The 24,542-nt window shown below is 62.9% G+C and carries 21 protein-coding genes and 1 tRNA gene; 1 reads left to right on the top strand and 21 read right to left on the bottom strand.

What is annotated here, in order from left to right:
• From UIB01_RS18295 to rpsU, 21 genes are all read right to left on the bottom strand, one after another.
• Positions 1-1,251: an NAD(P)/FAD-dependent oxidoreductase gene (locus tag UIB01_RS18295; RefSeq protein WP_038663576.1), complete on the bottom strand. Its 1,251-nt coding sequence runs from the start codon at positions 1,249-1,251 to the stop codon at positions 1-3.
• On the bottom strand, positions 1,238-3,586 hold the full coding sequence (locus UIB01_RS18290; RefSeq protein WP_038663573.1) for an MMPL family transporter: 2,349 nt from the start codon (positions 3,584-3,586) through the stop codon (positions 1,238-1,240). Before UIB01_RS18290 ends, UIB01_RS18295 begins: the two co-directional genes overlap by 14 nt.
• The gene (locus UIB01_RS18285) at positions 3,576-4,187 is read right to left on the bottom strand and encodes a LolA family protein (RefSeq protein ID WP_038663570.1); all 612 of its coding nucleotides are present in this window, start codon (positions 4,185-4,187) and stop codon (positions 3,576-3,578) included. Before UIB01_RS18285 ends, UIB01_RS18290 begins: the two co-directional genes overlap by 11 nt.
• The gene (locus UIB01_RS18280; RefSeq protein ID WP_038663567.1) at positions 4,184-4,609 is read right to left on the bottom strand and encodes an acyl-CoA thioesterase; all 426 of its coding nucleotides are present in this window, start codon (positions 4,607-4,609) and stop codon (positions 4,184-4,186) included. The genes UIB01_RS18285 and UIB01_RS18280 overlap by 4 nt, the downstream gene beginning before the upstream one ends.
• Positions 4,602-6,134, bottom strand: a complete 1,533-nt coding sequence (locus UIB01_RS18275; RefSeq protein ID WP_038663563.1) for an HAL/PAL/TAL family ammonia-lyase — start codon at positions 6,132-6,134, stop codon at positions 4,602-4,604. The genes UIB01_RS18280 and UIB01_RS18275 overlap by 8 nt, the downstream gene beginning before the upstream one ends.
• A complete protein-coding gene (locus UIB01_RS18270) occupies positions 6,127-7,071 on the bottom strand; it encodes a lysophospholipid acyltransferase family protein (RefSeq protein ID WP_038663560.1) in 945 nt (314 codons plus the stop codon). Before UIB01_RS18270 ends, UIB01_RS18275 begins: the two co-directional genes overlap by 8 nt.
• Positions 7,068-7,889, bottom strand: a complete 822-nt coding sequence (locus UIB01_RS18265; RefSeq protein ID WP_038663557.1) for a glycosyltransferase family 2 protein — start codon at positions 7,887-7,889, stop codon at positions 7,068-7,070. The genes UIB01_RS18270 and UIB01_RS18265 overlap by 4 nt, the downstream gene beginning before the upstream one ends.
• Positions 7,886-9,562 carry an acyl-CoA synthetase family protein gene (locus UIB01_RS18260; protein WP_038663554.1) on the bottom strand — a complete coding sequence of 559 codons (1,677 nt, stop codon included), beginning with the start codon at positions 9,560-9,562 and terminating at the stop codon, positions 7,886-7,888. Before UIB01_RS18260 ends, UIB01_RS18265 begins: the two co-directional genes overlap by 4 nt.
• The gene (locus tag UIB01_RS18255; protein WP_230585263.1) at positions 9,559-10,134 is read right to left on the bottom strand and encodes a COG4648 family protein; all 576 of its coding nucleotides are present in this window, start codon (positions 10,132-10,134) and stop codon (positions 9,559-9,561) included. The genes UIB01_RS18260 and UIB01_RS18255 overlap by 4 nt, the downstream gene beginning before the upstream one ends.
• A 66-nt stretch (positions 10,135-10,200) precedes the next feature.
• Entirely contained in the window at positions 10,201-10,458 is a 258-nt protein-coding gene (locus UIB01_RS18250; protein WP_038663551.1) for an acyl carrier protein, read from the bottom strand.
• 12 nt (positions 10,459-10,470) lie between these two features.
• Entirely contained in the window at positions 10,471-10,737 is a 267-nt protein-coding gene (locus UIB01_RS18245) for a phosphopantetheine-binding protein (RefSeq protein WP_038663546.1), read from the bottom strand.
• A complete protein-coding gene (locus UIB01_RS18240) occupies positions 10,715-11,524 on the bottom strand; it encodes a lysophospholipid acyltransferase family protein (RefSeq protein WP_038663543.1) in 810 nt (269 codons plus the stop codon). Before UIB01_RS18240 ends, UIB01_RS18245 begins: the two co-directional genes overlap by 23 nt.
• Positions 11,500-12,225, bottom strand: a complete 726-nt coding sequence (locus UIB01_RS18235; RefSeq protein ID WP_038663540.1) for a beta-ketoacyl synthase chain length factor — start codon at positions 12,223-12,225, stop codon at positions 11,500-11,502. Before UIB01_RS18235 ends, UIB01_RS18240 begins: the two co-directional genes overlap by 25 nt.
• A gap of 195 nt (positions 12,226-12,420) precedes the next feature.
• Positions 12,421-12,858, bottom strand: a complete 438-nt coding sequence (gene trxC, locus UIB01_RS18230; protein ID WP_038663537.1) for a thioredoxin TrxC — start codon at positions 12,856-12,858, stop codon at positions 12,421-12,423.
• A gap of 68 nt (positions 12,859-12,926) precedes the next feature.
• Positions 12,927-14,204 carry a bifunctional O-acetylhomoserine aminocarboxypropyltransferase/cysteine synthase gene (locus tag UIB01_RS18225; RefSeq protein WP_038663534.1) on the bottom strand — a complete coding sequence of 426 codons (1,278 nt, stop codon included), beginning with the start codon at positions 14,202-14,204 and terminating at the stop codon, positions 12,927-12,929.
• A 91-nt stretch (positions 14,205-14,295) separates the two neighbouring features.
• Complete coding sequence (locus tag UIB01_RS18220; RefSeq protein WP_038663530.1) at positions 14,296-16,086, bottom strand: SLC13 family permease; 1,791 nt, start codon at positions 16,084-16,086, stop codon at positions 14,296-14,298.
• A 373-nt stretch (positions 16,087-16,459) separates the two neighbouring features.
• Entirely contained in the window at positions 16,460-18,310 is a 1,851-nt protein-coding gene (locus UIB01_RS18215; RefSeq protein ID WP_038663527.1) for a reverse transcriptase domain-containing protein, read from the bottom strand.
• Positions 18,311-18,434: 124 nt separating this feature from the next.
• Positions 18,435-18,510, bottom strand: a tRNA-Ile gene (locus tag UIB01_RS18210).
• A 587-nt stretch (positions 18,511-19,097) separates the two neighbouring features.
• Complete coding sequence (gene rpoD / locus UIB01_RS18205) at positions 19,098-20,951, bottom strand: RNA polymerase sigma factor RpoD (protein ID WP_038663524.1); 1,854 nt, start codon at positions 20,949-20,951, stop codon at positions 19,098-19,100.
• Positions 20,952-21,018: 67 nt separating this feature from the next.
• Positions 21,019-22,962: a DNA primase gene (gene dnaG, locus UIB01_RS18200; RefSeq protein WP_038663522.1), complete on the bottom strand. Its 1,944-nt coding sequence runs from the start codon at positions 22,960-22,962 to the stop codon at positions 21,019-21,021.
• Positions 22,963-23,100: 138 nt separating this feature from the next.
• Positions 23,101-23,316 (bottom strand): 30S ribosomal protein S21, encoded by a 216-nt coding sequence (rpsU, locus tag UIB01_RS18195; protein ID WP_003283508.1) that lies wholly within the window; start codon positions 23,314-23,316, stop codon positions 23,101-23,103.
• 196 nt (positions 23,317-23,512) lie between these two features.
• Here rpsU and tsaD point away from each other — a divergent pair, with 196 nt between their 5' ends.
• Complete coding sequence (tsaD, locus tag UIB01_RS18190) at positions 23,513-24,538, top strand: tRNA (adenosine(37)-N6)-threonylcarbamoyltransferase complex transferase subunit TsaD (RefSeq protein ID WP_038665947.1); 1,026 nt, start codon at positions 23,513-23,515, stop codon at positions 24,536-24,538.
• Positions 24,539-24,542 lie beyond the last annotated feature (4 nt).

The raw sequence follows: 24,542 nt of genomic DNA, 5'->3' as shown, positions 1-24,542 counted from the left end.
TCACGCGTCGGCACCGGCCGAGCAGAGTTCGGCCAGGACGCGCAAGCGGCGTTTGGGTTCGGCGACATAGGGGTTCTTTTCGTCCCAGGCATAGCCGGCGAGGATCGAGCTGATCATCCGGCGGATCTCCGGCTGGGCGTGTTCGTAGTAGATCACGTCCTGGAAGCTGCAATCGTACCAACCCTCCACGTAGGTCCGGAAGGTATCGACGCCGCGCTTGAGCGGCGCGGCGAACTCGCGCTCCCAATCCACCGGTTCGCCGCTCAGCTGGCGATGCAGCACGGCGGCGGCCATGTGCGCCGAGCGCATGGCGATGGTCACGCCGGAGGAGAACACCGGGTCGAGGAACTCGGCGGCGTTGCCCAGCAGGGCGAAGCCTGGACCGTGCAGGCTCTTGACGTTGGCCGAGTAACCGCCGATCAGTCGCGCCGGGGTATCCCATTCGGCATTTGCGAGAATGCGCCTAAGGTTCGGTGCCTCCTGGACGAACTCGCGCAGGCAGGCATCGAGGTTCACCGGCCGGCCTTCGTAGCGCTCGGCACTGGCGACCACGCCCAGCGAGCAGCGGCCGTTGCTGAAGGGAATGGTCCAGTACCAGACGTCCCGCAGCTCGGGATGGGTGGTGATGAGGATCTTCTCGCGGTCGAAGCGCGGATCGTCGATGCGGTCCTCGATATGGGTGAAGATCGCCCGGCGCACCGGGAAGCCCGACGGCGCTTCCAGGTCCAGCAGCTGCGGCAGTACCCGGCCATAGCCGCTGGCATCGAGCACGAAGGCGGCATCGACGCGGTATTCGCTGCCATCGGCCCGACGAATCTGCAGCCAGGGCTGCGCGCCGCTGAAATCCACCGCGGTGACTTCTTCCTCGTAGCGGATTTCCACGCCCTGTAGCTCGGCCTGGTCGGCCAGCAGCTTGTCGAAGTCCGCGCGCTGGACCTGATAGGTGCTGCCATGGCCGGCGGTGAACTTGTCGCGGAAATCGAATTCCGTGTAGCGCTCACCCCAGCCGAAGGCCGCGCCGTGCTTGGTCTGGAACCCCGCCGCGCGCACCGCCTCGAGCATCCCGGCTTCCTCGATGAAGTCCAGACAGTGCGAAAGCAGGCTCTCGCCGATGGAGAAGCGCGGAAAGCGCTGTCGTTCGACGATCAGCACGTCGTGGCCCTGGCGCTTGAGCAGCGCGCCGGCGATTGCGCCGGACGGGCCGGCTCCGATGATCACGACTTCACGGTGTTGCGTCTCAAGCGGCGCCATACGGCCTCCCTGCCTGTGCTGGTGTGTCTTGCTGATGGATGGCCCAGGGGGCCAGGAAGAAACTGAATGCCAGCCCGAGGCTGACGGTGAGGCCGAAGTTGCTCACCGCCGGCGTGCTGGACACGGCCAGCAGGCCGAACGACAGCCAGGTGGTGGTGGCCGCCAGCAGGGTGCCGACCAGGCTGACCGCGGCGCCGCCGACCTGCTCGCGCATCAGAATGGCGTAATCCACGCCGATCGCGGTGACCAGCAACAGGCCGAACAGGCCGAACAGCGTCAGCGGCTGACCGAGCCAGCCGAGACTGGCCAAGCTCGCCAGGGCGGCCAGCAGCGGCACGGCTAGGCAACGCAGGGCGCCGCCCGGGCCGAAGGGAAAGCAGAGCAGGGCAAAGATCAGCAGGCTGGCGAGCAGCTTGAGTTCGCCGGCCTGCAGCTTGGTCGCGGCAAACAGCTGGTTGAGACGGGCCGGCTGGTCGACCAGTGTCGTGCCGGGCACGTCTTCAGCGATGTGTTCCAGGGCGGCTCCGTCGCGCAGGCCCTGCAGGCTGATCAGCCCGGCGACGCCGTCGTTCTGCGCGCCGAGCCAGAGTGCACGCCAGGGCTCGCCCAACGGGCCTGCCAGCGCCGCCTCGATGGTCACCGGTGGCTGTGCCTGCAGGCGCTCGATTTCGGCATGCAGGTTATTCGTCGCGGCGCCCAGCGCGGCGAGCGGCTGGCTGGCTGCGAGCAGTTGCGCCAGGGCGGCGCGCAGGCGGGTTTGTTCGGCAGTCGGTGCAACCAGCTGGCTCAGGGCGAGGTGCCCGCCCAGGCGTTGCTCGGCCTGCAGGTCGGACAGGCGGCGGCTGAGCTCGGCCTGGCGTTCGAGCAGCGCGCCGGCATCGGCGGCGCGCACGAGGAGGTATTGGCTGGTGGGCCGGAAGCCGGTGATCGTACCGATACGCTCGGCTTGCTGCTGCAGTACCGGTGCGCGGCTGACCCACTGGCGCAGGTCGTCCTCGAATGACAGCTGCAGCACGCCGCCCAGGCAGAACAGTCCGAACACCGCCAGCAGCCAGGGCGAGCCGATGCGTGCAAGCAGGGCCTGGCGCAGCTGCAGCCAGCGCTGCGCCCAACCCAATGGGCGGGGCCAGGGTTGCAGGCGACCATTGAACAGCAGCGGCAGCAGGCAGGTGGTGCAGAGGAAGGCGCCGAGCAGCCCGGCGGCGGAGAACACCGCCACCTGGGTCAGCGCCGGGAAGGGCGTGAAGGCCAGCGCCAGGTAGCCGATCAGGTTGGTCAACAGGGCCAGCGCCAGCCCGGGCAGGATCAGACGAAGTGCGCGCCGGCCGTGCCAAGGCTGCAGCGTCCAGCTCTTGGACAGGTAGTGCAGCGGGAAATCCAGGCTGACGCCGATCAGGCTGGCGCCGAGCACCAGCGTCAGTACGTGCATCTGGCCGAACAGCGCGACGCAGGCGGCCGCCCCCGCCAGCGCACCGACCAGTACCGGCAACGCGGCGAGGAGGATGCGCGGCGTGCGGAACAGCCAGAGTAACAGCAGCAGCGTGGCACCCAGCGACAGGCTGCCGATCAGGCTCGCCTCAGCGCGGGCCGAGCGTTGACCATGGGCGGCATGCAGTACACCGCCGGCAGCGAGCAGTTCGCCGCCGGCGGTTTCGACAGCACTGCGGGCGGTCTCGACGAGTGTGGCTACCTGTTGCGGCAGGCGCTCATCGAACGCATCGCCCTGCGCGCGCGCGTGCACGACGGCCCAGCGCTGGCCGGCGTGCTCGGCAATCAGACGGCCATCGCCACCGGTGCGAAGGGTGCCCAGCTGCGGCAACTGTTGCAGGGCCAGGCCGGCGATGCCGAACCAGTCCTGTTCGAGCGGCAGCGGGCTGGCGGCGAACGGGTCGTAGAGGCGCTCGACACGCTGCTGGACGAACCGCGCGGGATGTTCGATGAGCTGCTGGCGCTCGGTATCGCTAAGCAATCCGAGGGACTGCTCGCGCAGCTGGCGCGCGACCGCCGGCAGATCGGGCTGTACCCGCTCGCGCACCTGGGCGAACAGGCCGCTGCCACGCAGTTCGGCTGCCAGGCTTTCAGTCAGGCGCTGGGCTTCACGCTCGTCGTCATGCCGGATCAGCAGCATCAGGTCGTGCTTGAGCGGCACCTGCATGCGCTCGGTCGCCAGCCCTTCGAGCGCGTCGTGACTCGCGTTGGGCAGGAGCTGCAGCAGGTTGGCACTCAGCGGCGGACCATCGCGCCATTGCCAGGCGCTCAGCGCCAGCAGACCGAGCAGCGCCAGGCAGAACAGGGTGGCCAGCCAGCGCCGGGTCTGCAGGCGCTCAGTCGCCAAGATCGCGCTGCTCGCTGGCTGTGAGGGCGACGCCGGTCTGGCTGTCGAGCAGACGGATCAGCGTGCGATCACCCTGGGTTTCGTGCAGCTCGATTTGAGTCACCGTCTCGCCGCCTTGGATCTCGATGTCAGCGAAGATCTGCTTGAGCAGCGCGCCGCGTGGCGTCAGTTGCAACCGCCAGGCCGTGGCTGCACCGCTCAGCTCGAGTTGAAAGTCGCGCTGCAGGGCCTTGGTGTCCCCGCTCAGCACGGCGAGGAACAGCTGGTTCTGTCGGGCTGAACCGCCCTGCGGGTCGACCGCCTGCCAGCCATTCTCACTGCGCCGCGCGATCCCCTGAGGCGTGATGCGATAGTCCTGGCGGATCGGCTGTTGCAGCAGCCAGAGCAGGCCGTGTTCGCGGGACAGGGCGAACTGGCCGTGACTGGTCAGTGGCTGCGGCAAGGCTCTCAGGTGCTTTTCCTGAATGAAGTCGCCACGTACCACGGCCGGCCCGCTCAGTTGTTCGGCGAGTTGTGGCAGGTCGAAGGGCTGCGCCATGGCGACGCTGGTGACCATCAGCAGGACGGCGGCGGCCAGCCATTTCTTGAAGAGCGGCGTCATGCCAGTGCGCGCTCCACCGCGTCGATGAAGACTCGTGGTGAGGCCAGCAGCATCTCGCGGCTGGCGATCTCCACGGCGACCTGCACGGTGCTGCCGCGGGTCATGCGCTCGCCGGTTTCGGCATCGCGGATCAGGTAGTTGATCTTCAGGCGGTTCTCCCACTCCACCAGGTCGGCGCGTACCACGATGCGCTGGTTGAAGCGCGCGCCACGCATGTAGCGCAGCTGCACGTCGATGATCGGCCAGGCATAGCCGGCGTCGCGCATCTGCTGATAGTTGTGGCCGATACGCTCGAGCAGCGCACAGCGGGCGACCTCGAAGTACTTGACGTAATGGCCGTGCCAGACCACGTCCAAGGAGTCGACGTCGAAGAACGGCACGAGCATCTCGACCTCGGCCTGCAGTACGCCGTCCTTACGCATAAAGCCTCCAGTGCCGGTTGCGGATCTGCGCGAGACACAGGCGCAGTTCGCCTTCCAGCGCGCGGTCTTCGATCAGCGGCGGGAAGGTCTCCGACAGTTCGCTGTGCATGGCCGCCAGTGGTGCGGGCAGCGGGCGCGCGTCTTCCTGGCGCTGGCGCAGCCAGACGCCCTGCTGGGCGGCGAGCAGCGTGGCCGCGGCGACCTGCTCGCTCAGCTCCAGGCTGCGCAGCGCGTCGCGGGCGGCGATGGTGCCCATGCTCACCTTGTCCTGGTTGTGGCATTCGGTGGAGCGCGAGAAGACGCTGGCCGGCATGCTGTTCTTCAGCGCCTCGGCAGTCCAGGCGCTGGTGCCGATCTGCACCGCCTTGAAGCCATGGTTGATCATCGCCGTGGCGGCCGGCGCGCCGGAGAGGTTGCTCGGCAGGCCGTGGTTGTAGCGTGTGTCGACCAGCAGGGCGAGCTGGCGGTCGAGCAGGTCGGCGACATTGGCCACCAGATTCTTCAGGCTGTCCATGGCGAAGGCGATATGCCCGCCGTAGAAGTGTCCGCCGTGCAGTACGCGCTCGTTGTCGGCATCGATGATCGGGTTGTCGTTGGCGCTGTTCAGTTCGGTTTCGATGAACTGGCGCAGCAGGCCCAGGCTGTCGGCCAGCACGCCGAGCACATGGGGCGCGCAGCGGATGGAGTAGCGGTCCTGCAATCGATGCAGCGGCGCAGCGGGCGCGTCGATGGCTAGGTCCTGGCGAATCCAGGCGGCGACCTGGGCCTGGCCAGGATGAGGCTTGGCGGCGAACAGGCGCTCGTCGAAATGCTCCGGGTTACCTTGTAGCGCGATCACGTTCAGCGCGGTGATGCGGGTCGCCAGCTGCAGCAGGTAATCGGCACGGGCATAGGCCAGGCAGGCGAGGCCGGTCATCACCGCGGTGCCGTTCATCAGTGCCAGCGCCTCCTTGGGGCGCAGGGTCAAGGGTGTCCAGCCGAGCTGGCGATGCACTTCGGCGGCGCTGCGGCGCTCGCCGCGATACAGCACCTCGCGCTCGCCGGCGAGGGCGGCAGCGACATAGGACAGTGGGGTCAGGTCGCCGCTGGCGCCAACCGAGCCTTCCTCAGGAATCAGCGGCAGCACGTCGTGCTCGAGAAATGCCTGCATGCGTTCCAGCAGCTCGATGCGTACACCGGACATGCCATGGGTAAGCGAACGCAGGCGCGCGGCGAGCACTGCACGGGTGGCTTCGGCGTCCAGCAACTTGCCCAGCCCGCAGCCATGAAAGGTGAACAGATGCTGCGGCAACGCTTCCACCTGATGCAGCGGCACCGCCACTACGCAGGAGTCGCCATAGCCGGTGGTGACGCCGTATATCACGCCTTCGCGGTCCAGCAGGGTGTCGAGAAACTGCGCGCCGCGGGCTATGCGGCTGCGAAAGGCCTCGTCCGCCTGCAGCCGTGCCGGCGCCCGGCGCTGCGCCACGGCCAGCACGTCCTCGATGCGCAGAAGGTTTTCGCCAAAGATCACGGGCTCAGTCACGACGCGGGTCCTGTGTGTTCCAGAAGGGATAGAAGTTGAACCATTGCAGGGGGGCCTCCAGGCAGCGCGCGGCGAGGCGGTCGGCGTAGCGCTGCACCGCCTGCGCGATCACCGCGTCGCGGTCGGCGCGGCGCCAGCGGATGCGTTCGGCGAAGGGCTCGAGATGCACATGGAAGCGCTCGTCCTGCTTGAGACAGAACAGCAGATTCACCGGGCATTCCAGCAGGCCGGCGAGCAGCCAGGGGCCCTGGGGAAAGGCTGCTGGCTGACCGAGGAAGTCGGCCATGGCGGTGCGCCCGCCATGCAGTGGCACCCGATCACCGGCAATGGCCAGCCATTCGCCGCGCTCCAGGCACTGGGACAGCTGCAGCATGGTCGCCGGGTCCAGCTCGCTGACCTGGATCAGCCGCAGGTTGTCGGCGCCGGACTGGTTCAGCAGGCGATTGAACTGCTCGGCGTGACGGGTGTGCACCAGCACGTTCATCCGTACTTCACCGCCCATTTCCGCCAGTGCCCGGCAGATCTCCAGATTGCCCAGGTGCGAGCCGACCAGCAGCTGACCGCGCGCCCCGGCGAGACTGGCGTGCAGGTTGGCCGGATCGTGGATCACGAGGCGTTCCCGCCCGACGCGCCCGCTCCAGACATCCAGCTTGTCCAGCAGCGCTTCGGCGAAACTCATGAACTGGCGATAGACCGAGCGCGTGCTCGGCTGCAGTTCGGCGCGACGGCTCCAGCGCGCCAGGTTGCCCTGATACTCGCGCGCGCTGTCCCGGGCGCTGCGGCCGAAGAGGTAGAAATACAGCACGATCAGATACAGCAGCGGCGCCATGGTGCGCCGACCCAGGACCCGTACCGCCCAGGCGGTCAGGCGCATCAGCGCGAAACTGCCCCGCTCGCGCTGCGCCGCCCAATGGGAGGGTATCGGGGCTTCGCTCATCGCTGCAGGCGCCGGGCAAGCAGTTTTGGCGCGCGCAGCAGCATGCCGAAGAGCAGCCGGGCATGCATGGCGGAGATCAGTGCATTGTCCAACCAGAGGCGGAAGTGCGAGACGCCATCGGCCGGGTAATGCACCCGCGTCGGTAGCCAGACCATCGGCTGCTGCTGCCAGTGCAGACGCACCAGGATCTCGGTGTCGAAATCCATGCGCCGGCCCAAGCGCACGCGGTCGAGCAACGCCAGCGTCGGCTCCAGCGGGTAGACACGGAAGCCGCACATGGAGTCGCGGATCGCCAGCGACAGGGTGTTGATCCAGACCCAGACATGGGTCAGGTAGCGGGCATACAGACGCCCCTTGGGCACGCTGGCGTCGTATCGCGGATAGCCGCAGATCACCGCGTCCGGCGCCTGGCTGGCGCGGTCGAGGAACAGCTCGACACCGGACAGGTCGTGCTGGCCGTCGGCGTCGACCTGCAGCGCATGGCTGAAGCCCAGTCGCCGCGCCTCGCGCAGGCCGCTGATTACCGCACCGCCCTTGCCCTGGTTGCGCGGATGGCGGAGCAGGAAGACGCCGTCTTGCTCCGCCAGTCGGTCGATGACCGTTGCCGCGGCTGGGGAGGAACCGTCGTCCACCAGCACGCAGGGAAGATCCGCCGTCCGAAGCGCGGCGACCACAGCGGGCAGGCTGCGCTCGTGGTTGTAGACCGGAATCACCGCGCAGGGCTTGAACCAGTCTTCCTCCGGCTGGGCGGGAGGTGTAACCACTACGGTCGCAGTGGGCGCAACTGCCATGGGTGGCAGCTCGTTGAGGGTGCTCATGGCTTTGCTCCCAGCAGGATGCGTCCGGACGAGCAGGGCTTGCCGTCGTTGTGGTAGGTGAAGTACAGCTTGCCGCGCTCATGGTCGAATCGCAGGCTCAGCTGCAGCCGGTCGCCGGGGCGGGCGAGCTGTTGGAATTTCAACACTTCCATGCCGCCGAAGCGTGGTGGCAAGTCGCCGATCAGTTCGCGTGCAAGGCTCATTGCCCACTCGATCTGGACGACGCCGGGCAGCACCGGTGTGCGCGGAAAATGGCCGCTGAAGTGGGCCAGATCCAATGGCACTGCCAGTTCGATCTGCCAGTGATCGTCCAGCCTCTGCAGTTGCAGACGTTCTGGTTGCCGGGGACGCGGTGTCTGCAGCAGTGCATCGAGTTCGGCCTGGGGCAGCTTGCCCTGAGCATTGCTCGGCAGCTCCCGCACCAGCCGCCAGCGCCGTGGTAGGGCCAGAGCCTCGCAGTGGGCGATCAGGTGCTTGCGCAGCGCCTGAGTAATGGCGCGTCGCCCCTGATTGCGCAGCGCGAAAATCCCGGCGTCGCTCAGTGCCACCAGCGCGCCGAGATAGGCCCGGTTGTCCTGAATGACGCCAAGGCGCGCCTCACCGACCCAGAGGTGCTCGGCTAGTGCGCATTCGAGCATCGGCAGCGAGATGCGCTTTTCTTCCAGCTTGACGATGCGATCGAGCCGTCCTCGCAATACGAACCGATTGTTCGGTTCGATTTGCACGGCATCGGCGGTCTGCTCGACATGACCGCGCGGCAACCAAGGCGAGGCGACTAGCAGTGCACCTTGATCGTCTTCGCCCAGATTTACGCCCGGTAGTGGCTGCCACAGTTGTCCGCCCTGGCGCCAGGCGATGCCGCCTGTTTCCGAACTGCCGTAGATCTCCGTAGGCCACTGGCCAAGGCGCTGTTGTAGAAGCTCCGCGGCTTCGGTCGGCAATGATCCTCCGGAGGAGAACACCCGGCGCACCTGGCGCAGCGCTGGCCAGTCGAGGTTGTCGCCCATGCGCTTGAGCAGGGCGGGGCTGGCCACCCAGCAGAACGCCTGTTGTTCGCGGCTGGCCAGCTGCATGTCCTCGGCGAACGGCAGGGCGCGGCGCAGAAAAGGACGGCCGGCGCACAGCGGCCAGAGCACACGAAACAGCAGGCCGTAGATGTGCTGTGTGGCGACGCTGCCGATCACCGCGGAATCGCCAAGGTCTGCGCCCCACAGGGCCTCCAGCGCTTCGACTTCGCTGGCGAGCTGGTGCAGGCGCTTGTCGATCAGCTTGGGCTCGCCACTGGAGCCGGAGGTGCAGAGCGTAAGGCCGAGCAGGTCGGGATCGAGCTCGGCTGCGGCGAGCGGGGTCGCCAGCAGATCCGTCAGGTGCAGGTCGTCCGCCTGGTCGGTCAGCCAGAGTTCTGCATGGGCGCTCAGTCGCGCGCGGCTCGCCGGCTGCAGGTCAGCAGGCAGCAGCACGCGTACATCAGCACGCCAGGCGCCGAGCAGGACGATGGCCAGCTGCGCGGCATCTTCCAGGTGCACGGCGAGCGTTTGTAAGCCGCGCTGTTGCAGGCCGCCGGCCAGTTGCAGCGCCTGCTGCTGCAGTTCGCCGAAGGATAGCTCCGGATGTGTAGTTACCGGGCGCGACCCGCTATGCACCAGGAGTTCGCACATTGCAATCCAGTTCACAGGCGACTCCTGACACGTTGACGTATCAGCCATTCACCAGCGAACAGCAGGCCCATCAGGCCGTAGGCGATCAGGCCGTTGTACAGCGTCCACCAGGCCAGCGGCGCCCAAAGCGTCAGCGCTGTAGCAATCGAGCCGTTGAAAATGAAGAAGCCTACCCAGACCCTGGTCACCTGCCGCGTATAGCGCACACCCGAGGGCGGTAGATCCGGCTCCTGTAGCCGCGCCAGACGCTCGATCACCGGCATGCCGACGAACAGGCTACCGGCGAACAGCGCGAGCATGGCGGCGTTGATCAGGACCGGATACCAGCGCAGCAGGATGGCGTTGTCGAGCAGCGCCAGCACTAGGCAGAACAGCAGCGCGACGCCCGCCGTCCAGCGGCTTGCAGAGCGTCCGCTGCTCAGTAAGCGCGCGCACCAGAGCGCCCCGAGCAGCGCAGCGAAAACGCGCGGTGAGAGGTGCTCAATGCCGAAATAGACGGCAAAGGGATACGCCAACCCGGCAAGGAGCAGCGCGAAGCCCGCCATCCGGGCCATACCGGCCGGGATGCTGGAAGAGCGTGTAAGCATCAGATGATCCGGAAAATGCCGAGGGTTGCGCTGTACGTCATCCAGTTGGTGACGCCGAGGCGCTTGTCAGGCCGTCTCCGTGTTGGTTAGACGGTAAACCGCCTCGACCACATCGCCGACGGTGCGCACAGTCTTGAATTCTTCGGCGGCGATCTTCTTGCCGGTCTGGCGCTTGATATGGTCGATCAGGTCGACAGCGTCGATGCTGTCGATTTCCAGGTCCTGATAGAGATTGGCTTCGAGGGTGATGCGCTCGGATTCGAGTTCGAACAGTTCCACCAGGGCGTCGCGCAGGGTCTGGAAAATCTCGTTACGGCTGTTCACGGCAGATGCTCCTCAGGCGATGGCGCGGCTGGCGCTGACGAAGGCTGCCAGGCTGTCGACGCTGGCGAAATGCTTGCGGGTGTCCTTGGCGTCGGCGTCGATCTTGATGCCGAAGCGCTTCTGGATCGCCAGACCTAGTTCCAGGGCGTCCACCGAGTCGAGGCCAAGGCCTTCGCCGAACAATGGCTGGTCGGCGACGATGTCATCCGGACCAAGGTCTTCAAGACCCAGAGCGTCGATGATCAGTTGTTTGATTTCACGTTGTAATTGTTGGCTCATCGAATGCGAGCTCCTTTATGAAGTGCCGGTGCAGATGGTCGTTGAGTCGTCGCGAGGCGATTGGCGCTGCGCCTAGGGCGGCGAATGTCTGTGGGTCGATATCGACGCCAACGCGTAGATGAAAGTGAAAGCGCCGCGAGGGGATGCGATACCAGGGTTCGGCCTTGGTCAGGGTAGTGGGTGTCACACTGATCACCACCGGTGTTACCAGCCGCGCGCCGCGCAGGGCGATGGCTGCCGCACCGCGGTGGAATTCAGGCGGCTGGCCTGGAGTGGTGCGGGTGCCCTCGGGAAAGATGATCAGCGTCTGGCCTTGCTGCAGGGCTTCAGCCGCTTCGTCGAGCATTTCGGCACTGCCATTGTTGCTGATGTACTGGGCGGCGCGGATCGGGCCGCGGGTAAAGGGGTTGTCCCACAGGCTCTGCTTGACCACGCAGTTGGCGTCGCGAATCAACGCAATCAGCACGACGACGTCGATGAGCGATGGGTGATTAGCGATGATCAATTGCCCCGGGCGACCGAGCCGTTCGGCACCCTCGACCTCATAGGTCAGCACACCGCTGCGGTACATGAACTGCACGAACAACCAGAACAGCCGGCTGACTGTCTGCCGCGCCCGGCGACGATGCGTGTCCGCATCGCCCGGGAGCAGCGAAAGCAGCGGGAATACGATCAGCCGCAGGCAAAGACCGCCAATGCCGAACAGAACGAACGACAGGCCGGTGGCGACGAGGCGCCATAGCCAGGGCGCGTTGGGCCGCTTTAGCGAGTCCGCTGCCAATTCCATCTGCGCGTCTTCCATTGATGCGTGAATTGGGAATGCTCGGTGAGCAGCGCCCGGATGAGCTGCAGGGCATGGGGCTGCGGCTGTTGCCGCGCGGTGTCATCGCCTGGCTGCAGTTGCAGCTGCCAGCGGTCACCGGCGGTCAGTCGCAGCGCCAGCGCATAGGGCATGCCGGTGCCGTCGATCCATGGGCGATATGCCTCGGGCGGAGTTTCTTCTGCTATCACCAGCATCACGGCGGGCGCGCCTTCGTTCAGCAGCAGGCTGGCCTCAATTACGGCGTGTTCCAGCCCATCGCCCTCTGCCGCGATAGCCGTCATCTCACTGGGGTCGCCTTGGAAAATCGACCAGAGTCCGACGATGGCGTTGTGCACGGACAGACTGAACTGAGTCGGCGACAGCGGCTGCTGGTTCGCCAGATCGCTGAGCAGGGCGAAATTGCGCGTGGTTTCGCCGTGCCGCGATGCGTACACCAGCGGCATCGGCGGTCGACCTTCTGCCAACGGGTAAGCAACGGCATACACCATCCGCGCCAGACGGCTCAGGCGGCGGCGCTGCATTGCTGGCAGAAAGGACACATCCGGTTGCGCTTCGGGGTCATCCGACCACTGGCTGGTACTCGCCCAGCGCAACCAGTCGGCCTGGCAGGCACGACCCGGGGCCCAGGCCTGCCAATGGTCGATGTCGAAGCGTGTCGTGTTCATGCTCGCGCGGCTCTCATGGCGAGACCGGCGTCTAGACGTCCGTGTAATGCTTGCATTGGAAATGCCGCTCGAAAAGTGCGCGCATTATCCAAGTGCCATTAACGCTAGGCAAACATTGCGATACATATCCTGATGGGAGGTCGCAAATACGTTAGGAACTTGCCTGCGTTTCGGTTGTCATCGAGCGGTTTGTGTCTAGCTGATGCCCTGCTGCGCCAGCCACGACATGAGTTGCGGCAGCGGCATCGCACCGCTCTGGCGGGCGACCTCGCGGCCGTTGCGAAACAGGATCAGGCTGGGAATCGAGCGGATGCCGAGTTGCGCCGACAGTTGCGCATTGGCTTCGCTGTCGAGCTTGGCCAGGCGGCAGCGGCCTTGCAGTTGGCTGGCGGCTTGAGCAAAGGTCGGGGCGAAACTGCGGCACGGCCCGCACCAGCTGGCCCAGACATCCACCAACAGTGGCAGGTCACCCTTGATCTGGTTGGCGAACTGGCTCTGCTGCAGGTCGAACGGTGCGTTCGGCAGTGCCTCGGCCTTGCAACGACCGCAGCGCGGCGCGTCTTGCAGCCGGTCGGTGGGGATGCGATTGAGACTGGCGCAGTGCGCGCAGGGGACGATCAGCGATTCGGTCATGACGAGGCTCCACGGCGGTATGCCGATAATGTGGAGCCTCGCTCGCGGATATCAAGCCGCGGATTGCCTCAACCCTTGGATGCGCTCAGTGCCTGGGCCAGGTCGGCAAGGATGTCGTCGATGTGCTCGATGCCGACGGACAGCCGGATCAGATCCTGCGATACACCGGCCCGGGCCAGCTCCTCGGCATTCAGCTGGCGATGCGTGGTGCTGGCCGGGTGGCAGGCCAGAGACTTGGCGTCGCCGATATTGACCAGGCGCACCACCAGCTTGAGCGCATCGATGAAACGCGCGCCAGCTTCCATGCCACCTTCGATACCGAAGCAGAGGATCGATGCCGGGGTGCCGCCCATGTAGCGACGCGCCAGCTCATGTTCGGGGTGATCCGGCAGTCCGGCGTACTTCACCCAGGCCACTTGCGGATGCGATTGGAGGAACTCGGCAACTTTCAGTGCATTCTCGCAGTGGCGTTCCATGCGCAGCGCCAGGGTTTCCAGGCCCTGCAGGATCAGGAACGAATTGAATGGCGAGATGGCCGCACCCATGTTGCGCAGTGGCACCACGCGGCAGCGACCGATGAATGCGGCGGGGCCGAATGCCTCGGTGTAGGTGACGCCGTGATAGGACACATCGGGCGTGTTCAGTAGTGCGAAGCGCTCCTTGTGCTGCGCCCAGGGGAACTTGCCGGAGTCGACCACGATGCCACCGATGCTGGTGCCGTGGCCGCCCATGTACTTGGTCAGCGAGTGCACCACGATGTCCGCGCCATGCTCGAACGGCCGGCAGAGCATCGGTGTGGCAACGGTGTTGTCGACGATCAGTGGTACGCCATGGCGGTGCGCGGCTTCGGCCAGCGCGGCAAGGTCGATGACGTTACCGGCTGGGTTGCCGATGGATTCGCAGAACACCGCCTTGGTGCGCTCGTCGATCAGCGACTCCAGCGCGGCGATGTCGTCATGGGCAGCGAAGCGCACCTCGATGCCCTGGCGCGGCAGGGTATGGGCGAACAGGTTGTAGGTACCGCCGTAGAGCTTGGCGACCGATACGATGTTGTCACCGACTTCAGCGATGGTCTGAATAGCGTAGGTAATCGCCGCCATTCCCGAGGCAACGGCCAGTGCCGCCACGCCGCCTTCCAGTGCCGCCACGCGCTGCTCGAGCACGTCGGTGGTGGGGTTCATGATGCGCGTATAGATGTTGCCCGGCACCTTCAGGTCGAACAAGTCCGCACCATGCTGGGTGTCGTCGAAGGCGTAGGAGGTGGTCTGGTAAATCGGCACCGCCACCGCTTTGGTGGTCGGGTCGGGGCTATAGCCGGCGTGGATGGCGAGGGTTTCCAGTTTCATGACGGGCTCCTTGTTCTTGTTCGTCGGGCAAAGGCCGCAGAGCATGAAACTGAACGCCAACCCGGTCAATGATTCAGGACAAACCTTGCTGTCAAAGTGGCGTGAGGGGCCAGAACAGCGGTATCACCAGGGTTCCGACCATCCACAGCAATAGGTTCAGCGGGATGCCGACCTTAAGGAAGTCGGCGAAGCGATAGCCACCAGCGTTGTAGACGAAGGTGTTGGTTTGATAGCCGATTGGTGTGGCGAAGCTCGCGCTGGCGGCGAACATCACCGCGACAACGAACGCTCGCGGATCGACACCCAGTTGCTGGGCTAGGCCGATGGCAATTGGGGTGATCAGTACCGCCACCGCGTTGTTCGACAGCATCTCGGTGAGCAGCGAAGTAAGCAGATAGATGAAGGAAAGCATGAACAAGGGGCCTGCCCAGGGCGTAAGCGTGGTCACGTTCTGCACGATCAGCTGCACCAGACCCACCTTGTCCATGGCGATGCTGATCGCCAGCATGCCGAAGATCAGGCTGAGGATCTTCCAGTCGACGGCCTTGTAGGCGTCTTCGACGTCCAGGCAGCGGGTCGCCAATACGGACGCCGCACCAATGATCGCCAGGCCTTCGATCGGCATCACGCCGAAGGCCGCCAATACCATGACCGCCAGCGTCGCGATGATCGCGATCGGCGCCTTGTCGCGGCGGAAGGCGCGTTCCTGCACCGCGTTGAGGCTGATCAGCTCGCCGTTGTCGGCGAAGCGCTTGATCTGCGCCGGCGTGCCTTCGACCAGCATCACATCGCCGAACTGCAGCTGGAAATCGTCGAAGTTGCCCTGGATATTCTCGTCCTGCCGGTGCACCGCGAGCACGCTGATGCCGTAACGCGCGGAAAGGTCGAGATCGCGCATCGGTCGGTGGCTGTAGCGCGAGCCGCGGCCGACGATGGCCTCGGCCAGGATCACGTCTTCGCTGCTGATGGTTTCGAAGGCGTCGCCACGGTTGAAGGTCAGGTGACCGCTTTCGCGCAGCTCCACCACGTCCTTGACCTGGCCGTGAATCATCAGCAGGTCGCCGGCGGTGAGGGTGAAGTCATGCTCCGGGCGGCTGAACAGCTGGGTGTCGCGGTTCACCTGTAACACCTGCAGGCCGCTGCCGCCGTTGAGGTTGGCCTCGGCGATGGTCTTGCCGATCACCGGCGAGTTCGACGGCACGCGCAGCTCGGTCATGAAGTTGCGGTCCAGGCGCGGGCCGAGCAGCTTGGACAGCGTGTCGCGTTCCGGCAGCAGATGCTTGCCGATGGTCAGCAGGTAGACCATGCCCGCGGCGGCCATGATCAAGCCCGCCCCGGTGATCTCGAACATGCCGAACGGCTCCAGGCCCGCCTTGCGCGCCACCCCATCGACGAGGATGTTGGTCGAGGTGCCGATCATCGTCAGCGTGCCACCGAGAATGGTCGCGTACGACAGCGGAATCAGCAGCTTGGAAGGCGTGGTGCCGGCGCGCTTGGCCAGCGAAATCGCCACAGGGGTAAGGATCGCCACCACCGGCGTGTTGTTCAGGCAGGCAGAGATCACCAGCGCAGTGATCGTCAGGCCGAACAGCACCCGCGTAGGGCTGGTGCCCACCAGATTGCCGAGCCAATTGCCCAGCGCATCGATGCAGCCGGTACGTTCGAGTGCCGCGGAAATGATGAACATGCAGGCAATGGTGACCGGCGCCGAGTTGGACAGCACACCGAGCACTTCCCCGGGCGTCAGCAACTGCGTCGCCAGCAGCACCGCCACAGCAATCGCCACGACGATATCCGGGCTCCAGCTCTCCCTTACGAACGCCACCAACACCCAGATCAGCAAGGCGCAGACGAACAACAGCGGCAGCGATTCTGGAAGCATGGACGTCCTTAAGGGTGGCGAGTAGGCAGGTCGAAACAAGGACCCCGCGGCGCACGATAGAGACGTCAGCTTAGAGAGTCCAGAAACCTTTCCTGCTGTTTATATGCGATTTGGTTATTAATGACGGTGGCATGATTACGAGCGCATGGCCGGAGGCAGAGGCCAAGCTGATTCAAGGCTCGGATCAGTGGGAGATAAACGAAAAAGCCGCGCAATGCGCGGCTTTGAAGGTGGTGGGCCCACACGGACTCGAACCGTGGACCAAAGGAGTAGGATGGCCTGCCAGAACCTTCTCCTCACAGAGTTAGGCGACCAACAGGCTTCCTCCGAACGCAGCGTGCAGGTTTCCAAGCACTGCGCTCTCCAGATGTAATCAGGCCGCTGCCACATGAGGTAGGGCGAATTGGTTGAGGGAGATGCCGTCGTACTTCCCACTGTGTATCTTGTGGTGGCATTCGTGGCATACCGGTATTTGCTTTCTGTTTAGGATTGCCATTACCCGGTTGAACCCTTTTACCTCTTTACCCAGCTTCCTTATGTGTTTCACGTGGTGCATGGCCACACGGTCGCCACTTCCGCAGATGACGCATAGTGATCCCAGTTTAGACCTCGTTCGAAGCCTGAGGTTGCGTTCGAGGAAGTTGATGTCAACTTCGTTCGTTTTAAACCTATCTGGCGATGATTTCCACGATTTTACAAGCGGGAAGCTCACCGTTTTAACCACTTCGCCAGCCTCATTTCTGACCCTAAATCGAAGGTTTGCACCGTGTTTAGAGAAGACCTTGCTACGCGACGACCGATGTTTGGCCGCCAAGGTCTTAGCTACTGCGTGTTGGAGAATGAACTGGATTCTTGAAAGTTTCGCGAATCCGTCAACGAAGGAGTAATAATTACAGATCCCCCTCCATACCGCTCCAACTTGCTCAACGATTTGTGTATCGTCCAGGTATATCCATTTTTTGATCGCGGTGGGGTTGCCCTTGGGGTCGCAAAACCCTTTGGCGCTTAGTCTCTTGATGATCTCGCCGATAGGCGCGTACATCAGGGGAGTCCACCCAGCTACCCTTTTCTTGAATATCCTACCCCCACGGCTGACTTTCATGATCTTGGGTGTTGCGGAACCGACCCTGAAGGTGGTTCCTAGGAAGGTTGCGGATTCGGTCTTTGCATGACGGATGTGTGTCTTTTCCATGCTGAGTTCGAGACCCATTGTGGAAAGAGTGTCTCCGATGTCTGCGCGGATCGTTTCAGCTAGTTTCCTCGGCCCGTTGACCCCAATTACCCAGTCGTCGGCGTATCGGACATACTTAACCCTGATGAAACCATTACTCGTGATCAGATTAGGGGACATGGTGAGGGACTGGTTGTTCAACGCTCGAATTTCGGCGATGGCAGCCTCTCGTTCCGTACCTTCTTTCCGTTCCAGAGTTTTCTGGAGGTAGGCTCTTCTCTTCACGACCTTTCTGTACTCGGGGTTCAAGGCTTTCTTATCCTCTTCGCCGATCTCGTTTTCCTCGATGATCTTCTCGGCCTTGCGGTCGAGTTGATGCAGGAAGATGTTCGCCAGTATGGGGGAGATGATGCTTCCCTGTGGCGTCCCGAGATCACCGCTGAAGAATGCCCCGTCCTCGAAGTAGCCCGCGTTGAGCGCCTTCCTTACAAGGTTAATAAATCGCTCATCCGTGATTCGCTTAGCCAGTTCCCTGATTAGTTTCTCGTGGTTGATATTGTCGAAGCAGCCTTTAATGTCTCCTTCGATGATCCACGTTACTCCTGACCAGTTCTTCCGGATCTGCTTCAGAGCTGTGTGGCAACTCCTCCCTGACCTGAACCCGTGACTGTTGGAACTGAACGTGGGCTCGAAAATGGCTTCCAAGATCATTCTCATGACCTCTTGCACAACCTTGTCAGTGGGTGGCGCTACCGATAGTGCTCTGGTTTTGCCGTTTGCCTTGGGGATAAGAACCTTTCTGGCACCTCTGAATGAAAAGCTTTCGCTCTTCATCTTTTCGATGATGTTCTTGATTGTTCTGATCGAGAATTCATCTAGGGTTGTACCATCCGCACCCGCTGTCATATTTCCGGGTTTGCTCTTGATCTTCTCGTATGCGGCTATGTACAAGTCTTCCTTGAACATAAGTCGATAGATGCGATCATTCACGTAGGTCGGGTCGGCGTTGGCCTTCCTGATTGCCTCTATTCTGGTGAAGCTTTTATTTTGCATCGCGCATACCCCCACCGTCCTAGAAGCGTTACATCCTAGGTTCCTTCCCTTTCACCGGGGATTAGCCGGTCGTATATGCGGAGGGTGGCGATAGATGACGGGCACAGCCCCTCACCTCGAAAGATGGTGGGCCGGGCGGGATTCGAACCCGCACTCAACGGCTTATGAGGCCGCTGCATTAACCGTTATGCTACCGGCCCTTGCAAATAGGTACTACGAACCTTCCGTCACCATGGGGATTACTCCCGTTAGGTGATCCCGCAGTTAACGCAACAACGTGCTCAGGTTTTAGGTCGCCCTTTCGGTTGTTTTTCACGCTACTAGCGCTAGTGCCTTTGTAGTGACTTGAGGGAAACTCATAATCGTTTTCCCTCACACAAAGGAAGTGGCGTCAATCTCATGCCACCCCGGTGCCGACCTACCCACACTTCACCTAGGCTTCAAGCAATACAGCCTTGACCATGACCTGCACTAACTGACTCTCTCTATTGGTAGTGAGATTCCACCGCAGAAAGCCTTTTCACGGCATGCTCTGTTCCCTTACGGGGTTTCCCCCTCCGGTAAGCCGCTGTTTTACTCCCGATGTCACAGGGAGGTGGCTATTAACCACAACGTTGTTGCGCCATCTTACGGCGCACTTATGAGTCCTCTGCTCTAACCAACTGAGCTATAGGCCCCCAGAAGGCCGGCGGATTATACCGGCGGTGTAGCGGCTGCGCCAATTGAAGCTGGTGCTTGATAGCCATTAGCACAAAAAAGAACCCCCGGCATGCCGGGGGTTCTGGTCTTACTCGTCAAGGAAGGAGCGCAGGTGCTCGCTTCTCGTCGGGTGGCGTAGCTTGCGCAGCGCCTTGGCTTCGATCTGACGAATCCGCTCGCGGGTGACATCGAACTGTTTGCCGACTTCCTCGAGGGTATGGTCGGTATTCATGTCGATGCCGAAGCGCATCCGCAGTACCTTGGCTTCACGAGCCGTTAGGCCGGAAAGGACTTCGCGGGTGGCTTCCTTGAGGCTTTCCACGGTGGCTACATCGATCGGCGACTGCATGGCCGAATCTTCGATGAAATCACCCAGGTGCGAGTCTTCGTCGTCACCGATTGGCGTTTCCATGGAGATCGGCTCTTTGGCGATCTTCAGCACCTTGCGGATCTTGTCCTCGGGCATTTCCATGCGCTCGCCAAGCTCCTCAGGTGTGGGTTCGCGACCCATTTCCTGCAGCATCTGACGGGAGATGCGGTTGAGCTTGTTGATCGTCTCGATCATATGCACCGGGATACGGATGGTCCGTGCCTGGTCGGCAATGGAGCGAGTGATCGCCTGGCGAATCCACCAGGTAGCGTAGGTCGAGAACTTGTAGCCGCGGCGGTATTCGAACTTGTCTACCGCCTTCATCAGGCCGATGTTGCCTTCCTGAATCAGGTCGAGGAATTGCAGGCCGCGGTTGGTGTACTTCTTGGCGATGGAGATCACCAGGCGCAGGTTGGCCTCGACCATCTCTTTCTTCGCCCGGCGTGCCTTGGCCTCACCGATGGACATGCGACGGTTGATGTCCTTGATGTCGGCAATTGCCAGGTCGCATTCCTGTTCCAGCTCGATCAGTTTCTGCTGGCAGCGCTGGATGTCTTCCTTGCGGTTGCCGATGGCTTCGGCATATTTGCCCTTGCCGGAGGCCAGCTGCTCGGCCCAGTCGAGATTGGTCTCGTTACTCGGGAACTGACGCAGGAAGTCGGCGCGCGGCATGCGGGCGTCACGCACGCATAGCTGCATGATGGCGCGTTCCTGGGCGCGAATCTGGCCCAGTGCACTGCGTACGCGTTCGACCAATGCTTCGTACTGCTTGGGTACGAGCTTGATTGGCATGAACAGGATGGCGAGGGCTTCGAGTTCCTCGACGGCCTGCTGGCTGGCGCGACCATGCTTCTTCAGCGCCTTGTTGGCCTTTTCCAGCTGCTCCGCGACTGCGCCAAAACGCAGGCGTGCAACCTCTGGGTCGGGACCGCCGTCGCCTTCTTCTTCCTCGGTGTCGGAGTCGTCCTCGTCCTCGTCGTCCTTCTCGTCGGCTGCCGCTTTCGCGGTGGTCTGCGGGGCTTCAGGTTCGACTTCCTGAGGGGCGGCGGCACCGTCGTCGTCAGGGTCGATGTAACCACTGAGGATGTCGGACAGGCGGCCACCTTCGGTCGTTACACGCTCGTAGTCTGCGAGGATGCTGTCGACGGTACCGGGGAAGTGAGCGATGGCGCTCATCACTTCGCGAATGCCTTCCTCTATGCGTTTGGCGATTTCGATCTCGCCTTCGCGGGTCAGCAGTTCAACGGTGCCCATTTCGCGCATGTACATGCGCACAGGGTCGGTAGTGCGACCGATGTCGGTTTCGACCGCAGCGAGTGCGGCCGCGGCCTCCTCGGCAGCGGCTTCATCGGTATCGGCTTCGGCCAACAACAGGGCATCGGCATCCGGGGCAACCTCGAATACATTGATGCCCATGTCGTTGATCATGCGAATGATGTCTTCCACCTGTTCCGGATCGGAAATATCCTCCGGTAGGTGGTCGTTGACCTCGGCGTAAGTCAGGTAACCCTGCTCACGGCCACGCTGGATCAACTCTTTGAGGCGAGACTGCTGTTGCGCTTTTCCGGACATATAACCCTATCCACTGAAGGTTCTGGCGGGCTGAAAACAAGCTGAGCATTATAGCTGAGCTAGGACCTCAGGCGCCAGTTGAGGTCGGTGTTGCGGGTATTGCGTTACGGCTCAATAGGTTACGCAGTTGGTCTTTTTCCTCTGCGCTGAGTTCACCTTGGCGAGCCTTGCGCAGCAGACTTTCGAGTCGGCGTTCCCGCTGTCGGGTGGCAAGGCTATTAATGGTGTCGAAAAACTGCTGTTCAAGGTTATCGGCAGAGATCAGCCATTCTTTCTCTGCAAGTGCACGTAAAAGTCGCCCTTGGTCGGTTCCGTGCCAGCGTGCGATCAGCTGCAGGCTGCGCAGCTTGGGGTTCTTCTGCAGCGTGCCGAGCAGGGCAACAAGCAATTGCGCGTATGTATCGTCTTCTGCTGCGAAATGACTGACATCTTCCACTTTCTGCGCGAGCCCGGGATGGTGCAGCAGGGTGCGCAGGGTAGTCAGGGTCGGTGGCTCGACTGTTGCTGGTGTGCGGGGGGCGCGAGGTTTGAAGTCTGGCCGTTGTCCGGATTTTTTCCAGTCTTTCTTCCATTCTTTCTTGGTGCTGCGTTGTTGCTTCGCGGCTTCGGGAGGCTCGAAGTAATCCGTCTCAGTGTAGTGCGCGCCGGTGTCGTAGTAGGCCGAGTCGTCATATTCGGGCGTGCTGCTGCCGGTGTTCGGCGCGGGCGCGGTTGCCATGTGTTGCAGGGCTTCACCGTTCAGCCCGGTGATCTCGGCGAGGCGCTGGCGCATTAAGGCGCGCAGGTTGCTGCCGGGAATCTTTTCGATGAGCGGCGCCGCGAGCGTGGCTAAATGGGCCTTGCCTTCCAGTGACCGCGGATCGGCTTCATCGCTCAGCTGCTGGAAGAAATAGTCGGCCAGCGGCTGCGAATGCTGCTGAATGCGCGCGCGAAATGCATCGGTGCCCTCTGAGCGGACCAGTGTGTCAGGGTCTTCGCCATCCGGCAGGAACAGAAAGCGGGCGCGGCGGCCGTCCTGCAGGTTCGGTAGCGTGGCTTCCAATGCACGCCAGGCGGCTTTGCGTCCGGCGGCGTCGCCGTCGAAGCAGAACAGCACGCTGGGCACTATGCGGAATAGCCGCTTGAGGTGTTCTTCGCTGGTTGCGGTGCCGAGGGTGGCGACGGCGTTGCGCAAGCCTTGCTGGGCCAGGGCGATGACATCCATGTAGCCTTCGACCACCATGATTTCGTCGAGGTCGCGGTTGGCCTGGCGGGCTTCGTAGAGGCCGTAGAGTTCCTGGCCCTTGTGGAATACCGGGGTTTCCGGCGAGTTCAGGTATTTGGGCTTGTCGTCGCCTAGGACGCGGCCGCCAAAGGCAATGACTCGGCCGCGGCTGTCGCGGATGGGAAACATCACGCGGTCGCGGAAGCGGTCGTAGCGTTTGCCGTTCTCGGCGTTCTCGATCAGCAGGCCGGCATCGATCAGGGCTTTCTGCTGCAGTGCATCGCCACCGAGATGCTTCATCAGGTTGTCCCAGCCGGGCGGCGCGAAGCCAAGTCCGAAATCTCGCGCGATAACGCCGGACAGGCCGCGGCCCTTGAGGTATTCCACCGCTGATTTGCGGGTCGGGTGGCTCTTCAGGGCTTGGCGATAGTAATCGGCGGCGGCAGCCAGCAGCGGGTAGAGCGGCGAGTCGACTGGTTGACGTGGCTTGTGCTTGCGGCCGCTTTCCTCGTGGGGGACTTCCATTCCTGCGCGCTTGGCCAGTTCCTCGACCGCCTGGGGGAAATCCAGTTGGTCGTGGTCCATAACGAAGCCGAGCGCGTTGCCGCCAGCGCCGCAGCCGAAGCAATAGTAGAACTGCTTGTCAGGACTGACGCTGAACGAAGGTGTCTTTTCTTTGTGAAAAGGGCAGAGGGCGCTGTAGTTCTTGCCAGCCTTTTTCAGCTGGATGCGCGAGCCGACCACTTCGACGATGTCGGAGCGATTGAGCAAATCATCGATGAAGGATTGCGGGATCAGGCCGGCCATAGGGGTGTCAGATTACGCTCGCATTGCATGGGCCAGAAATGAAAAAACTCCGGCCTTTCGCCGGCTGGCGAAGCGGAGTATGCATGCAATGCAAAGCCCGGCCTGAGCCGGGCTTGATGCGGCGTCAGCTGTACTGGATTAGTACAGGCGAACGCTGCGGCGCTGCTCGCGCTGCACTTTCTTGGCGTGACGCTTGACTGCGGCAGCAGCTTTACGCTTGCGCTCAGCAGTAGGCTTCTCGTAGAACTCACGGCTGCGGACTTCGGCCAGAACACCGGCCTTTTCGCAAGAACGCTTGAAGCGACGCAGAGCTACGTCGAATGGTTCGTTCTCTTTGACTTTAACGTTGGGCATCCAGGACGTACCTTCACTTGTTTACCGGTTACAACGCGCTTCGGCAAATATCGCGAGCACGCTGGTTTTAAGGGTTGCGGATGTTAACGCCTTGCCGCGCGGAATGCAAAGCCCCTGAACGAAAAGCGCTGGTCGGTCGCTGGCCCCGGCGATTAATATGCGCGGCTTCATTCGCTTCTTTGAAAGGGTCGTGCCCATGCTGGTGCTAGGGCTGGAAACTTCATGTGATGAAACCGGCGTCGCGTTGTATGACAGCGAACAGGGCCTGCTGGCGGACGCGCTATTCAGCCAGATTGACCTGCATCGCGTCTACGGCGGCGTGGTGCCCGAGCTGGCCTCGCGCGATCACGTGAAACGCATGCTGCCGCTGATTCGCCAAGTGCTGGAGGAGGCGGGGCGCGAGGCTGGCCAGATCGATGCTGTAGCCTACACGGCCGGCCCCGGGCTCGTTGGTGCGCTACTGGTTGGCGCCTCCTGTGCCCAGGCGCTGGCATTGGCCTGGGGTGTGCCGGCTGTCGGCGTACATCATATGGAAGGCCATCTGTTGGCGCCGATGCTCGAAGCGCAGCCGCCGCAATTTCCGTTCGTCGCCTTGCTGGTGTCGGGTGGTCATACGCAGCTTGTTCGCGTGGATGGGATCGGCCAGTACGAGCTGCTCGGCGAGTCGGTGGACGATGCCGCTGGCGAGGCCTTCGACAAGACCGCCAAGCTGATGGGCCTGCGTTATCCCGGCGGGCCGGAAATCGCCCTCCTGGCCGAGCAGGGCACTCCAGGTCGCTTCGTCTTTCCGCGACCTATGACCGACCGGCCGGGCCTGGATTTCAGTTTCAGCGGCCTGAAGACATTCACCCTCAACACCTGGCAGCAATGCCGCGCCGCGGGTGACGAATCCGAGCAGACCCGCTGCGACATCGCGCTGGCATTTCAGCAGGCGGTGGTCGAAACCCTGACCATCAAGTGTCGCCGAGCGCTCAAGCAGACCGGCCTGAAGTCACTGGTGATCGCCGGAGGGGTGAGCGCCAATCAGTCGCTGCGCCAGTCGCTGGAGCGGATGCTCGGCGAGCTCAAGGGCCAGGTGTTCTATGCGCGACCACGTTTCTGCACCGACAATGGCGCGATGATCGCCTACGCTGGCTGTCAACGGCTGCTTGCCGGCCAGCATGATGGTCCGGCGATCAGCGTGCAGCCGCGTTGGTCGATGGACACACTGCCGGCGATCTGATGAG

This window comes from Stutzerimonas decontaminans, from assembly GCF_000661915.1.
In the GTDB taxonomy this organism is placed as follows: domain Bacteria; phylum Pseudomonadota; class Gammaproteobacteria; order Pseudomonadales; family Pseudomonadaceae; genus Stutzerimonas; species Stutzerimonas decontaminans.
This window is presented reverse-complemented; position numbering and strand designations above follow the sequence as displayed.

What these genes read in the sequence shown, in the direction of transcription:
- UIB01_RS18295 (WP_038663576.1), bottom strand. Translation starts at nt 1,251, where the DNA reads ATGGCGCCGCTTGAGACGCAACACCGTGAAGTCGTGATCATCGGAGCC.
- UIB01_RS18285 (WP_038663570.1), bottom strand. Translation starts at nt 4,187, where the DNA reads ATGACGCCGCTCTTCAAGAAATGGCTGGCCGCCGCCGTCCTGCTGATG.
- UIB01_RS18280 (WP_038663567.1), bottom strand. Translation starts at nt 4,609, where the DNA reads ATGCGTAAGGACGGCGTACTGCAGGCCGAGGTCGAGATGCTCGTGCCG.
- UIB01_RS18270 (WP_038663560.1), bottom strand. Translation starts at nt 7,071, where the DNA reads ATGAGCGAAGCCCCGATACCCTCCCATTGGGCGGCGCAGCGCGAGCGG.
- UIB01_RS18265 (WP_038663557.1), bottom strand. Translation starts at nt 7,889, where the DNA reads ATGAGCACCCTCAACGAGCTGCCACCCATGGCAGTTGCGCCCACTGCG.
- UIB01_RS18255 (WP_230585263.1), bottom strand. Translation starts at nt 10,134, where the DNA reads ATGCTTACACGCTCTTCCAGCATCCCGGCCGGTATGGCCCGGATGGCG.
- UIB01_RS18245 (WP_038663546.1), bottom strand. Translation starts at nt 10,737, where the DNA reads ATGAGCCAACAATTACAACGTGAAATCAAACAACTGATCATCGACGCT.
- UIB01_RS18240 (WP_038663543.1), bottom strand. Translation starts at nt 11,524, where the DNA reads ATGGAATTGGCAGCGGACTCGCTAAAGCGGCCCAACGCGCCCTGGCTA.
- UIB01_RS18235 (WP_038663540.1), bottom strand. Translation starts at nt 12,225, where the DNA reads ATGAACACGACACGCTTCGACATCGACCATTGGCAGGCCTGGGCCCCG.
- trxC (WP_038663537.1), bottom strand. Translation starts at nt 12,858, where the DNA reads ATGACCGAATCGCTGATCGTCCCCTGCGCGCACTGCGCCAGTCTCAAT.
- UIB01_RS18225 (WP_038663534.1), bottom strand. Translation starts at nt 14,204, where the DNA reads ATGAAACTGGAAACCCTCGCCATCCACGCCGGCTATAGCCCCGACCCG.
- UIB01_RS18220 (WP_038663530.1), bottom strand. Translation starts at nt 16,086, where the DNA reads ATGCTTCCAGAATCGCTGCCGCTGTTGTTCGTCTGCGCCTTGCTGATC.
- UIB01_RS18215 (WP_038663527.1), bottom strand. Translation starts at nt 18,310, where the DNA reads ATGCAAAATAAAAGCTTCACCAGAATAGAGGCAATCAGGAAGGCCAAC.
- rpoD (WP_038663524.1), bottom strand. Translation starts at nt 20,951, where the DNA reads ATGTCCGGAAAAGCGCAACAGCAGTCTCGCCTCAAAGAGTTGATCCAG.
- dnaG (WP_038663522.1), bottom strand. Translation starts at nt 22,962, where the DNA reads ATGGCCGGCCTGATCCCGCAATCCTTCATCGATGATTTGCTCAATCGC.
- rpsU (WP_003283508.1), bottom strand. Translation starts at nt 23,316, where the DNA reads ATGCCCAACGTTAAAGTCAAAGAGAACGAACCATTCGACGTAGCTCTG.
- tsaD (WP_038665947.1), top strand. Translation starts at nt 23,513, where the DNA reads ATGCTGGTGCTAGGGCTGGAAACTTCATGTGATGAAACCGGCGTCGCG.